The sequence below is a fragment of the Clostridioides sp. GD02404 genome (assembly GCF_045898275.1).
In the GTDB taxonomy this organism is placed as follows: Bacteria; Bacillota; Clostridia; order Peptostreptococcales; family Peptostreptococcaceae; genus Clostridioides; species Clostridioides difficile_A.
The window spans coordinates 75,150-88,385 of record NZ_JBJOCA010000008.1; the positions used below are offsets into that span (position 1 = coordinate 75,150).

16 protein-coding genes are annotated in these 13,236 nt (G+C 26.8%); 6 read left to right on the forward strand and 10 right to left on the reverse strand.

Annotated features, from left to right (window positions below):
* Window positions 1–39: 39 nt before the first annotated feature.
* The 6 genes from Q3287_RS06930 to Q3287_RS06955 all read right to left on the reverse strand — a co-directional run bounded on the left by Q3287_RS06930 (window position 40) and on the right by Q3287_RS06955 (window position 4,661).
* Window positions 40–1,449, reverse strand: coding sequence for a histidine kinase N-terminal domain-containing protein (locus tag Q3287_RS06930; RefSeq protein WP_407963753.1), 1,410 nt, complete (start codon window positions 1,447–1,449; stop codon window positions 40–42).
* Window positions 1,442–2,017 (reverse strand): ANTAR domain-containing response regulator, encoded by a 576-nt coding sequence (locus tag Q3287_RS06935; protein WP_054276728.1) that lies wholly within the window; start codon window positions 2,015–2,017, stop codon window positions 1,442–1,444. The genes Q3287_RS06930 and Q3287_RS06935 overlap by 8 nt, the downstream gene beginning before the upstream one ends.
* A 130-nt stretch (window positions 2,018–2,147) precedes the next feature.
* Window positions 2,148–2,597: a EutP/PduV family microcompartment system protein gene (locus tag Q3287_RS06940; protein ID WP_054270345.1), complete on the reverse strand. Its 450-nt coding sequence runs from the start codon at window positions 2,595–2,597 to the stop codon at window positions 2,148–2,150.
* Window positions 2,598–2,604: 7 nt separating this feature from the next.
* Window positions 2,605–2,955 (reverse strand): BMC domain-containing protein, encoded by a 351-nt coding sequence (locus tag Q3287_RS06945; protein ID WP_021384706.1) that lies wholly within the window; start codon window positions 2,953–2,955, stop codon window positions 2,605–2,607.
* 240 nt (window positions 2,956–3,195) lie between these two features.
* The gene (locus Q3287_RS06950; protein ID WP_407963754.1) at window positions 3,196–4,326 is read right to left on the reverse strand and encodes a 1-propanol dehydrogenase PduQ; all 1,131 of its coding nucleotides are present in this window, start codon (window positions 4,324–4,326) and stop codon (window positions 3,196–3,198) included.
* A gap of 158 nt (window positions 4,327–4,484) precedes the next feature.
* Window positions 4,485–4,661, reverse strand: a complete 177-nt coding sequence (locus tag Q3287_RS06955; protein WP_054270343.1) for a hypothetical protein — start codon at window positions 4,659–4,661, stop codon at window positions 4,485–4,487.
* A gap of 295 nt (window positions 4,662–4,956) precedes the next feature.
* On the opposite strand from Q3287_RS06955, the gene Q3287_RS06960 reads away from it, so the two are divergent.
* The 5 genes from Q3287_RS06960 (at window position 4,957) to Q3287_RS06980 (ending at window position 9,573) form a co-directional block, all read left to right on the forward strand.
* Window positions 4,957–6,555: a recombinase family protein gene (locus Q3287_RS06960; RefSeq protein WP_407963755.1), complete on the forward strand. Its 1,599-nt coding sequence runs from the start codon at window positions 4,957–4,959 to the stop codon at window positions 6,553–6,555.
* 194 nt (window positions 6,556–6,749) lie between these two features.
* Complete coding sequence (locus tag Q3287_RS06965) at window positions 6,750–7,550, forward strand: ABC transporter permease (RefSeq protein ID WP_054270340.1); 801 nt, start codon at window positions 6,750–6,752, stop codon at window positions 7,548–7,550.
* 377 nt (window positions 7,551–7,927) lie between these two features.
* Window positions 7,928–8,062, forward strand: coding sequence for a hypothetical protein (locus Q3287_RS06970; RefSeq protein ID WP_054270339.1), 135 nt, complete (start codon window positions 7,928–7,930; stop codon window positions 8,060–8,062).
* A 150-nt stretch (window positions 8,063–8,212) separates the two neighbouring features.
* Window positions 8,213–8,650, forward strand: coding sequence for a deoxycytidylate deaminase (locus tag Q3287_RS06975; protein ID WP_407963756.1), 438 nt, complete (start codon window positions 8,213–8,215; stop codon window positions 8,648–8,650).
* 131 nt (window positions 8,651–8,781) lie between these two features.
* On the forward strand, window positions 8,782–9,573 hold the full coding sequence (locus Q3287_RS06980) for an N-acetylmuramoyl-L-alanine amidase (RefSeq protein WP_407963757.1): 792 nt from the start codon (window positions 8,782–8,784) through the stop codon (window positions 9,571–9,573).
* Window positions 9,574–9,717: 144 nt separating this feature from the next.
* On the opposite strand, the gene Q3287_RS06985 is transcribed toward Q3287_RS06980, so the two are convergent.
* The 3 genes from Q3287_RS06985 to Q3287_RS06995 form a co-directional block, all read right to left on the reverse strand.
* Window positions 9,718–10,068, reverse strand: coding sequence for a hypothetical protein (locus Q3287_RS06985; RefSeq protein ID WP_054270337.1), 351 nt, complete (start codon window positions 10,066–10,068; stop codon window positions 9,718–9,720).
* 2 nt (window positions 10,069–10,070) lie between these two features.
* Entirely contained in the window at window positions 10,071–10,454 is a 384-nt protein-coding gene (locus tag Q3287_RS06990; protein WP_054270336.1) for a YtxH domain-containing protein, read from the reverse strand.
* 441 nt (window positions 10,455–10,895) lie between these two features.
* A complete protein-coding gene (locus tag Q3287_RS06995; RefSeq protein WP_054270335.1) occupies window positions 10,896–11,279 on the reverse strand; it encodes a PBECR2 nuclease fold domain-containing protein in 384 nt (127 codons plus the stop codon).
* A gap of 348 nt (window positions 11,280–11,627) precedes the next feature.
* Here Q3287_RS06995 and Q3287_RS07000 point away from each other — a divergent pair, with 348 nt between their 5' ends.
* Entirely contained in the window at window positions 11,628–12,119 is a 492-nt protein-coding gene (locus Q3287_RS07000; protein WP_407963758.1) for a prolyl-tRNA synthetase associated domain-containing protein, read from the forward strand.
* A 118-nt stretch (window positions 12,120–12,237) separates the two neighbouring features.
* On the opposite strand, the gene Q3287_RS07005 is transcribed toward Q3287_RS07000, so the two are convergent.
* On the reverse strand, window positions 12,238–12,972 hold the full coding sequence (locus Q3287_RS07005) for a class I SAM-dependent methyltransferase (RefSeq protein WP_407963759.1): 735 nt from the start codon (window positions 12,970–12,972) through the stop codon (window positions 12,238–12,240).
* Window positions 12,973–13,236 lie beyond the last annotated feature (264 nt).

Sequence of the window (13,236 nt, forward strand, 5' to 3'; positions counted from 1 at the left end):
TGCTCAATTAAAACTACTACTTTGTAGATGAGTTATTATTTAAATATTAATTTGTGTAGGTATAGTAATTAATACTTCTGTCCCATTTTTACTACTCTTTCTTTTTATACTTCCTTTTAACATTTGAGTTATATAACTATCTATTATATATGTTCCTAAACTATTTTTATTTATATTATCACTATCGAATCCAACGCCATCATCTATAATAGCTATATTCCTAGAATCATTATCTTTATTTATTAGTATTTGTATATTGCCACGTTCTCTATCAATGAAAGCATGGTCATAACAATTTTGTAATATTTCATTTATAACTAAAAGTATGGCGGTTGCTTTTTCTCCACTAATTTTAAAATCTTCACCTGTTATACATATATCTATATCTTTACTAAACAAATAACCACCTTGAATATTTGATACTAATAAGTTGATACCTTCTCGTATAGATATATTATTATCTACTTCCTTGGATAATAGATAGTGAGTTGAAAGTATTGCAAACACTCTGTTTATTATATTATCTAAACATTGTTTAACTTCCTCATTTTGAGATAATCTACTTTGCTTTTTTATTATAGATATTACTGTATGAAGATTATTTTTCACTCTATGATGAGCTTCTCTAATAGCTACTGTTTTTAAAACTAATTCTTCTTCTTTTCGTTTTAAATCACTTATATCTTGTACTATTTTACAAACTTTAAATTCATCATCTTTGATGTATATAGTTTTTATTTTGAAAAACATATTACCTATCGAAACTTCATTTGTTTCATCATAATTTTCATCTATTAATATATCTTCAAATACTTTAGTTTCTATATATAAGTCGTTGTAATGCATATCCTGTATATCACAATCAAATCCAAGGTTTTTATACATCTCAGTTGCAATACGATTTTTAATTTTTAGTTTTCCATTTTTATCAAATATAAGGATAGCAGAATTTAAATTATCAACTAAAAAATCATTATTTCCTATCAATTTTATAAACTGATGTAAATTCTTATTTTCTTCATCCTCGTTAGTTTCAAATTCACTTTTAACTTCACTACTTATATCTTTTTCAACTATTAATACTGCTAAAACTTTGTCATCTAATGTTATTGGCTGAATATTTTGTTTAACCAGCTTGTATTCTTGTGTTAAAGCTTTTATATCTCTTGCTCTTTCTCCAGTACTTAGACACTTTATAACTCCTGGTTCATTTTCAATTAGAGCCTTTTTACCTACAACACTTTCACTGTAGACTGACTTTTCTTTAGGTCTACTATGTGCCACAACAATCGCTTCATCATCAAGTTTACTTAGTACATCTATAAAAACATCAGCCTCATAAAAGGAAGCCATTAAATCTAAGGATTTTGATACTTCTATAATTTTTTCAATTTCATTATTATTTAAGTATGTTTGTGTAGTTGCTATTTTTTTTATCGTATTAGTCATCGTATCCTATAATAATCATTTTGGCAATTTCCATCATTGTAGTTCTTTTATCCATACTTAATTTTCTTATTCTAGTGTATGCTTCATCCTCAGAAATCTTAAACTCTCTTATAAGTATACCTTTTGCTCTTTCTACTAATTTTCTTTCATTCAATTTAGAATTTACCTTTTCTAAATCTTTTTTCATTTTTTCAAATTCATTTACCTTATTTAAACACATTTCTATAGTTGGGATAAATGACTTTTCACTTGCTGTTTTTACCAAGTATCCATAAGCACCTATACTTTTGGCTTTTTCTATATATTCTTTATCTTCAAATGAAGTTAATAAAAGCACTCCACCTGCTAGATTTTCTTTACAGATTATTTTGCCTGCTTTTATACCATCAAGTATTGGCATTTCTATATCCATTATAACTAAATCAGGTTTGTGTTTTTTACACATTTCAACAGCTTCAAATCCATCACTTGCTTCTCCTATTATTTCATAACCATGACTTTCTAATATATCCTTTGTGTCCATCCTTAACAGTGGTTCATCATCAACCAATAGTATTTTTTTCCCCATGTTCCTACCTCACTTAAAGATTAAATCTTTTTAGAATAGTTTATATATTTCTTTATAAAATACTAATTTATATTTTCTTTAACTATCCATATAATTTTATCATATTTTTTAGTTAAAAAAACATTTCCCCTTAAATTTCATCTATATTTTTAGATTTTTCTAGATATTTAAATAATGTTTCAAGCCCAATATTATCCACTGTATCTATTTTAAATATTTGGCTTGCTCCTGCTAATAATAGTCTCTCATAAGCTATGTTGATTTCATCTTCAGTAGCTTTATTTATTTTAGTTATAATCCCTATTACATCTTTACAAAACATACTTGCAAACCCTGGTGCTATATAATTTTCTTCTTGTGTAGCATCATACACTATTGCTATAATCTTTGCATCTGCTGATGTTGTTATTAATGCATTATATAGATTTCTGTTTTCCATATATTCACCTGGAGTATCTATTGCATTATTATAAAGTTCTACTGACTGAGTTTTTCTATATTTCAATTCCAATTGGTCTAGTTTTTGACATAGAGTAGTTTTTCCACTACCCGTCTTTCCCATAAATATTATATTCTTCATTATATTATTATGTCCTTGTTATTTTTGTAGATGAGAAGTTTAACATATTTCCTAAAACTTCTAAAACATCATCTAATGCAGATTCTACAGAACTTACATCTCCTGATATTACTACAGAACCACTAAATCTATCTATAAAACCTAAAGATACATTTGAAGATTTTGTAGCAACATCTGCTGCTATTATTGATGCTTCGCTTGGTGTTATTGTAAGTATTCCTATTGCATCTTTTTTATCAAGTACCAATCCTAACTTCTTATATATATCTTCATTAGGGTTAGCTATTATATGTGCTAATGTAACCTGTTTTCCAGGAACATATTCTTGAATGACTCTTTGCTTAGATTCTTCAGCCAAATTTATTCCCTACTTTCTTTAAATATAGTTTACTAAAAAGTTATTTGCTTAAAATAAAAGAAGCTCCATAAGAATAATATTAATATTCCTAAGAAGCTCCGTTGCTTTTTACTAAAGTATCACGCCTTTGTGATACTTTCATTATAGTTTTATGTTTTATATTTGTCAATATATTATTTATATTTTTAAAAACATTTTCCCTATTTGTATAATATTATGTTTGCATGTAATAAAATGTAATTATTTAATATTATTTAATATGCTTATTATATCCTCTTCAGTTGGCACTTTAGGATTGGTTAATGTACAAGTATCTTTTATAGCAAGTTTTGCTATTTCTCTTTCTTCATTAGTTATATCTTTTAAATTTAATTTACACTGTGTTAATTTGGTTGGCATATTCATTTCTTTTTGCAATTTCTTTATTTCATTTACTAAGTTTTTAACTGCTATTCTTATATTACCATTTCCAAACCCTACTAATTCTGCTATTTGCGCATATTTCATGGCTGTATCTGAGTAAGTTGTATTAGTATATCCTACTATTGATGCATTATATTCTATCACATGTGGAAGTAATATTGAATTTGCTCTTCCATGTGGTATATGAAATTTTCCACCTAATACATGTGCTATAGAATGATTTATACCAAGTGATGTTTGATTAAATGCCATACCTGCCAGACAAGATGCATTGTGCATTTTTTCTCTAGCTTCTATATCATTTCCATCTTTATATGCCTTTATTAAGTACTTAAATACTAGTTTTATAGCTTTTTCGGCTAATGCATCTGAAAAATCATTAGAATTTGTAGATACATAAGCTTCTATAGCATGTGTCAATACATCCATACCTGTATCTGCTGTTATAAAGTTTGGTACAGTTTTTATAAGTTCTGGGTCTAGTATTGCCATATTTGGAAGTAAATCATCACTTACTAATGGATACTTACATCCCTTTTGATTATCTGATATTACTGCAAATGATGTTACTTCTGAACCTGTTCCACTTGTTGTTGGTATTGCTATAAATTCTACTTCATTAGTTTTTAATATTTTTTTAGAAAAATCCACTATAGATTTTGCAGCATCTATTGCAGAACCTCCACCTAATGCTATTATTACATCTGGATTTATAGATTTAAATGCTTCTATTCCCGCTACTACTATTTCTATTGGTGGGTCTGGCACTATTTCTTCAAAAACTTGATATGTTGAATTTATTAAATTACATGTTATTTTATCTATTGTTTTTGATTTAACCATAAATGGGTCTGTTATTATTAATACATTTTTGTTTTTTAATTCTTGTAGTGCTTTTAGTGAACCTTCTCCAAATTTTATTTTGGTTTTAATCTCAAAATTATTCAAATTACCATCCTCCTTAAGTTAAATACGCAAAAAAGCTCCATAGACTTTATCTATGGAGCTCCATTGCTCTTTTAACACTTCATTGTGTTATATTTTAAAATATACTATTTGATTAATATAATGTCAAGTCATAGTACATTAAAATCAATAATCGAAGCTTATGTATCAGCTTTACTTACGTTTAATTCTTTTTCTAAAAGGGTAAAAGCCTCCCCTAAAATTTCTTTAGGATATTTTTTACTTATTATATTTACAAACCAATTAGCTTTAGCCATTTCTATTTCATTGAGTTTAGCTCCATCTTTAGGAAAAATTTCTATAACCTTGATTTCCATATGCAAGCCCCCTACACATTTTTGTTATAACTACTAGTTTTAAAAATCATATTTTAAAATATCTGGATTTTAAGTATCTTATATTAATCTATGAAGTTATAGATTTGTCCTGATACAACTAAGTATCAATTTGCCCAACTCATTTGGAATTTTAATGGCAAAGAAATAAAAAAAATAAATAGTCATATATTATAAAGGGGATAATTATATAAATTCAATTAATTAATATATTCATTTGAAATACTATAATAAAAAATTTAAAATAGATAGCTCGAATTTATAGGAGGTCTTAATTTTGAAAGCTGCAATTTATTCAAGAAAATCAAGATTCACTGGGAAAGGTGATTCTATAGAAAATCAAATACAACTATGTATGGATTATGCCAAATCTATTGGTATAGAAGATTTTTATATATATGAAGATGAGGGCTTTAGTGGTAGTAATATAGATAGACCACAATTTAAAAAAATGATGCAAGATGCCAAGGATAAAAAATTTAATTATCTAATTTGTTATAGATTGGATAGAATCTCGAGAAATGTATCTGATTTTTCTACTTTAATAGAAAAATTAAACAAACTAGATATATCGTTTATATCTATTAAAGAACAATTTGATACCTCTACTCCAATGGGAAGAGCTATGATGTTTATATCAAGTGTATTTGCTCAATTAGAAAGAGAAACCATTGCAGAACGTGTAAAAGATAATATGTATGAATTGGCTCGTAGTGGTAGATGGCTTGGTGGAAAAACACCTCATGGATTTAACAGTGAAAGAATCACTTTTTTGGATGAAAATCTAAAAGAAAGAAGTATGTATAAACTCCAAGTAAACGATGAGCAAATGGAGATTGTAAAGCTAATATATAATAAGTACTTAGAATTTAGGTCCTTATCAAAATTATATAAATATGTCTATCACAATAGTATAAGAGGTCCTCATGGTGGTAAATTTGACCCTAGCTCTTTATCTAGAATACTTAGAAATCCAGCATATGTAAAAGCTAATGATAAAATTTTAAAATATCTCAGAGACAATGGTATGGAGGTTATAGGAACTCCAGATGGAAAATGTGGAATATTGACATATGCTAAAAATACGTCTGATTCCATAGCTGCAATTGCAAAGCATCTTGGAGTTATAGAACCTGAGATATGGCTTAAAACACAAAATCAACTGGATAAAAATCGTGATAAAGCGCCTAGAATAGCAACTGGTAAAACTGCTCTTTTATCTGGTCTTATAAAATGTGGTAAGTGTGGTGCTAATATGAGAATCACTTATAAAGGTAAAAAAACTGATAAAGATTTAAAATATTATTATGTATGTGGAACTAAAAAAACACTTGGCGTTGATGGTTGTAACTGTAAAAATCTTAATGGTCCATTAGTTGAAAGTTTAGTTGTAGATAAAATTAAAAACTGTGATTTAGAATCTATCATAAGTGCATTTGATAGTAATAAAATTAAGATTGATTATGCCTTTAATGATTTACACTCCGAGACTGATTTACTTAAAAACAAGGTTTTAGAGAAAGAAAAACTTATTAACAATTTAATTAAAGAGCTTGCAAAAAATACTGGCAGTATTGCTTCTGATTACATAATTTCTCAAGTTGAAAGTTTAAATAATGAGATTAGTATCTTAAAGAGTAAGATTGATGACTTAGAGTCTAGTGATATAAATACTAGTAGTGATTGTTTTAATTTGGACATTATTGTTAGTAATTTGAAGAAATTTAATAATGAAGTTGATAATGCTAGCCTGGATGATAAGAGATTATTATTGTCTACTATTATTGATTCTATTATTTGGGATAGTAGTTTAGGAGACCTTAACATTATTTATATGGGTGCTGAAATAGATGATTCTGTTTCTTTAAATAATTAGTTGCACTTTCTTAGCGATAGTAGAAGCAATAAGCATATCAGATAAGGTTGCAATATTATCTAAAAGACCTGCTACCATAAAAAACATTTACGACATTGAACTTAATATGGATGGAACAAAAACGCCTCTCAAAACACGTAAAGTTCCGGATTTTCAAAAGTATTTCGACATATTATGGAAGGAGCTAGATACACATGAGGCTTAATAAAAGATCAGAAGGATATATAAACTATGTTAAAGGTGTAAAAAGAGAAAAAAGAAATGTATTGTTCTACCAGTTATTAATTCTAATTGGTTTTATCATAGTCTGGGAACTTCTAGCTGACTTAAATGTTATAAATACATTTCTATTTAGCAAACCAAGTGATATTTACAATTTATTTATTCAGTATGCATCTAGTGGACAGTTATTTAAACATATTGGAATATCTGTATATGAAACTGTCCTTGGTCTTGTTATAGGGACTGTTTTAGGTATATTGGTAGCAATTGCTCTTTGGTGGTCAGAGAAATTATCAAAAATATTAGACCCATTTTTGGTAGTTTTAAATGCTCTTCCTAAGACTGCTTTGGCTCCTATAATTATAGTTTGGGTAGGTGCTGGAATAGAAGGAATCGTCGTAACAGCTGTAACTATTTCGGTTGTTGTTACTATACTTTCAGCTTACAATTATTTTATGAATATAGATGAAGAGAAAATTAAAATGCTAAAAAGTTTTGGAGCAAGTAAATCTCAAATACTTTTTAAACTTATACTACCCGCAAATACAGGAAATTTGATAAATTTAACTAAGATTAATATTGGTATGGCATGGGTAGGCGTAATTGTTGGAGAGTTTTTGGTTTCAAGATATGGAATAGGATACTTAATAGTATATGGCTCTCAAGTATTCAAATTAGATTTAGTAATGATGGGCGTATTTGTATTGGCTATCTGTGCATGGGCAATGTACGCTGTAGTTAATATTATAGAAAAAATATACAATTCTAGATAAGTAAAATTTTATTCAAGATATTTGATTATTTTAGTGATTATAATAAGGAATGATTTCTTATAAGTAATCCTTTTTCGAAATTAAAGAGATACATTTTTAATAATTAAAGCTGTAGGAATATTTGTGAAGATATAAGACAAATTTACCTACAGTTTTTAGTGTGTAAATAAGAAAGTAAATAATAAAAAAGATTAAATAATAATTATTTAAGTGATAATTTTAAAACCTACTGAATATAATTATATGTCGGTTAAAGACGTATGAAAATAAAAGGAGTTTAGAAGTTACATGTTGTATAAATATTGTATATGCAGCATGTAATAAATCTTAGCACTATTTATATTCTATACAAAAAGATATTTGAAGGGAGATTAAAAATGGGAATATTAGAGGGAGCTGCAATGATAAGAAAAATTGCAATTAAAATAGCTAAAGAAAAAGGGATTACAGAGCAAAAGGCATGGCCTGAAGCTGTAAAAGAATTTAAAGAAAAATATGAACTTCTATTATAAACCTTGATTATAAAACTGTCTCGATTTTATTGAGACAGTTTTCTTATTTTAAATTGCTTTGTTTCTAACATATTTATATATAAATTTGTTTTTAATACTATTTTTAAGGTATAAACTTTATATATTAGACATAAGTTTGGAGGGATTAATTTGGAAAATAAAATTGAAAATAGATGTTCATGGCAAGAATATTTTATGAGATTATGTGAGACAGTAGCTGAAAGAGGTACTTGTGATAGAGCCTATGTAGGTGCTATAATTGTAAATTCAGAAAATAGAATTGTATCTACTGGTTATAATGGTAGTATTTCTGGAGATAAGCATTGTAGTGAAGTTGGTCATGAGATGAGAGATGGACATTGTATTAGGACAATTCATGCTGAACAAAATGCCCTTTACTATTGTGCCAAAGAAGGTATCGCAGTTAAATATTGTTCCATTTATGTAACTCATTTTCCATGTTTAAATTGTACTAAAGCCATAATTCAATCTGGAATTAAACATGTATACTATAGAAATGGATATAGAATGGACGAATATGCTATAAAATTATTGAAATCAAGCAATGTATTATATACAAAACTATAACTTTAATACATTTTACCTAAATACTCTATGAATTTACAAGATATATTATATTAAATCTATAAGACATAAAAAGAAACAAATTTCTAAGTTATGCATATATTAAATAGAGGTTAAATTTAATTGAAAAGGAGATGCATAGCTTGAAAGTAGTAGTAATACCAGGTCATACTTTAACTGGAAAAGGTACAGGAGCTGTTGGATATATAAATGAAGGTAAAGAAACAAGAATAATGAATGACTTGATTGTCAAATGGCTTAAAATAGGAGGAGCTACTGTTTACACAGGAAGAGTTGATGAATCAAATAATCATTTAGCAGACCAGTGTAAAATAGCAAACAAACAAGAAACTGATTTAGCTGTTCAAATTCATTTTAATGCAAATGTCACAACTTCAGCTCCAGAAGGTACAGAAACAATATATAAAACTAATAATGGGAAAATACATGCAGAAAGAGTAAATGCTAAATTAGCTACAGTATTTAAAAACAGAGGAGCAAAATCTGATGTTAGAGGTCTTTATTGGCTTAATCATACTGATGCACCATCAATATTAATAGAAGTATGTTTTGTAGATAGTAAGGCAGATACAGATTACTACATTAACAATAAAGATAAAGTTGCTAAATTGATAGCAGAAGGAATATTAAATAAATCTATATCAGATTCTCAGGGGGTAAATAAAGTGTATGAAAATGTAATAGTTTATACAGGAGATGCTGACAAAGTAGCAGCTCAGATTTTATACTGGCAATTAAAAGATGCTTTAATAGTTGAAGCATCTAGTTATAAGCAAGGTTTAGGGAAAAAAGTTTATGTTATAGGTGGAGAAGCTAATAAACTTGTAAAAGGTGATGTAGTAATAAATGGTGCTGATAGATATGAAACTGTTAAATTAGCATTAAAACAAATAGATAAATTATAAGAGAATGATTATTTTATAAAAATCTAATAAAAAAGATGTATCTACTTGTTAGTTTATTAATTAATAGATACATCTTTATTTATTCATATTAATTTTATTTATAAATTATTTTCTGTTTTAATAATTTTTTCATTAAAACTAGAATTATTTTTTATCTAAAAAAATGTTTTTGATTATAGTCAATATATCCACTATAACATCCATATTTGATTTGACACTGTCTTTAGTAACAAGAAAATCTGCTGTAACTTCAGTAACTGCTTCTGTTACATCTTTCATATTTTCTCCTACTTCTCCAAAATTCTCTACAACACTAGGAAGATTATTTAAAGTTGTATTTATATTTTGTGTATTATCATTTAAAACAGTTCCAACATTACTTAAAATCTTATGTAATTTAGCAAGTACAATAATTAAATAAACTAAAGCAACACATCCAAGTATAGCTAATAATATATATATTATACTTATATTGATTGTTATTGTATTGTTCATTCCTATTCCTCAGTAACACTAACTGGTTCAACAATATCTATTATTTTATCTTCCTCATTAGAATGCTCAATATTCTTTTTAGTATCTATGTACTTTCTTATTTTTTTCTTTGACTCCATAAAATTTCCTCTTCTATCTTCTAGCTTGTTAGACATTTTATCTTTTACATCTACTGTTTTAATATTTATTTTTTCAACAATCTGTTGTGAAGCATCTTTTATGTCTTCTCTTGTTTCTTTTCCTGATTTAGGAGCCAACAATACTCCACTCACTGCACCAGTAACTGCTCCTAACACTACACCAGCTGTAGCAACTTTAGCTTGCTTAACTTTTTCAGCTCTTTGTTTAGCTTTTCTCTTATCTTCTATTTTCTTTGATAAACTCATATCTAATCGCCCCTTATTATAATATTTCTAAATATTATAATACATTTTTTTCCATAATGATATAGTTTCTAACTAAATTTTTAGAAACTAATACAAAAAAATACTTTTTTATAGATATAGGATTATTCATATTATTCCATAAATCACATTATATGAATATCTAAGAAATTATTTAGGATAAAGTAAGTATTCTTATACTTCAAATCTTTTATATAAATTTACTTAATAGTTCAAAAAACAATAAGAGAGGAATTAATCCTCTCTTTTAAATGTAATTAGATTTGGCAGGGCGGCGTATCCTGCATCTCTATTAACTACTCCATAGTAGCGTATTGGGTGCCCTTTCCAACCTCAAATCTAACTAATAAATATCTACATATATATTAACATTATAACTTATTTAACAATATTTTTCAATAGTTTCAAAATAATAATATTATGTTAACTTTCGTATTGTTTTACTCTTCCACTACTAATTCTACTTTCTAATTTCGCTTCTTTTATAGCATATAGTGAAGATACATATAAATATCCCTTTTTTGTATCTAGTTCTGTAGCCACTAAAATATAATCACCAATTTTTTTTATAAACTCCACACTTTTTCCAGGCTTTTTAGGATGACTGCCTATATATTCAGGAGATTTTAGTACCATTTTTATAGTATCTATTATATCATTAACAATATCCTTACTTAATTGACACCTATGTTTTTTCTTTATATGTTTTATAACACCAGAAGAAGCATAAATTTTACCAGTATATTCAATTCCAGCAAGTTCTGCAGTTTCTTCATCTATGATTCCAACAACTTTGTCTGTAGACATATAAAGCACGTTCCTTTCTAAGGTAATTTACTGTTAATACTGTAAAATTTATTAAAATTAAATATCTCTATTTAAAGTATAGTTTATTCCAAAAAGAAAAGATAGTATAATATAGTTTTTTCATATGTGACTTTATATAATCTCTTTTTATATAATTTATAAATAGTAAATAATGTCCTTTTTACAAGTATTTTTAAAATTTTTTAACTTTATAGGGTTATATTTGTACATTAGAGCTTTATCTAAAAGCAAATAATATAGCATTTGCACACCATAAAACGTTTTCTTTTGAAGTTTTATGTGATAATATTGTTTATATATAAAATAAATTTCTAATAGGAGGATATTATGGATACTCAACAACAAGAAGTATATAGAAAATTGGATGAATTAAATATACCTTATGAAGTTGTAAATCATCCACCAGTTTATACAATTGAAGAAATGGAACAATTAGAAACATTACATATGGAATTTGTTGTAAAAAATTTATTTCTTCGTGATGCTAAAGGGAAAGAACATTTTTTAGTTGTACTAGGTAAGGATAAAAAAGCAGATTTAAAAGACATTCGTCAACAAATTGATAGTAAGCCTCTTAGTTTTGCATCAGAAGAAAGACTTCATAAATACTTAAAACTTACTAAGGGAGCTGTAACTCCTTTTGGTATATTAAATGATACAGATGCTGTTGTAAAAGTTGTATTTGATAAAGATTTATTAAAAATGGATAAAATAGGTATACATCCAAATGACAACACAGCTACTGTGTTTTTGAAATTTGAAGACATGAAAAAACTTATAGAGCAAAATGGAAATGAAATATATTATGTAGAAGTATAATTATTACTTACTAGAAAAGGCAAAAGAAATCATTACTTTTGCCTTCTTTAAAAAATACGATTAATCTTTCAGCTTAGCATTTAAAATTTTCTCTATAAGCTAGATTAACTATTCTTTACTATCTTTTTCTTGCAGCTACAAGTAACATCATAGGTCTGCGTAATTCATCTTTCATTTCAGGAATTGTATCTAATAGTTTTTCTTCTGGTTGAGGTTCGATTATTTCTAATATTTCAAATCCAGTTTTATTTAAAGTATTTAGATAAGTTGTCAGTGTTTTATGATATTTTATAACTTCTTCTCCTAAAAAATTAGATTTACGTACTCCTTCTGTAAAATATCTATCAACTGGCCAATGAAGATGATTACCATCCTTGTCACAATACCATTCTTGAGTTCCATATGCAGTGAATATAGGATGTTCAACAGAAAATACGAACTCACCTCCACTTGAAAGGCAGTCACTTATTTTATTACATATATCTTCAAATGATTGAATATAATGTAGTGCCAAAGAACTAATAACTATATCAAAACTATCTTTTGGAAAATTAATATCTTCAATAGGCATACATATGTATTTTATATTATCAAATTTTGTTTTGTTTCTAGCTTCTTTTAACATTTTTTCTGAAATATCAATTCCAACAGCAGAATCTGCTCCATTTTCAACTGCATATTGACAGTGCCATCCAAATCCACAGCCCAAATCTAAAACGCGTTTTCCTTTAAATTCTGGTAACATTTTTTTTAAAACATGCCATTCTCCAGCACCTGCTAGACCATTTATAGAACGTTCCATTTTACTGTATTTATCAAAGAATTCATCATTATCATATTTATTTTGTTTCATATAATTTCCTCCATTTTAATTATGTTTGTCCAGTAATACTCAAGTAATTGCAAAATATAAAGTTAGGTTATTTCATATAAAAATAATCTAACTTTATATATAAATTCTTTTCATATAAATTAGTATTTATATATAGTACTCTAAAATAATATTATTTTAATTTTACCCTTTAAATTATAAATAATCAATATAATTTACCCAAGATTAAACATTGTTTAAAACATAAAACTCAAATTTATTTTTAGGTTTTTGTAGAAATAGAAT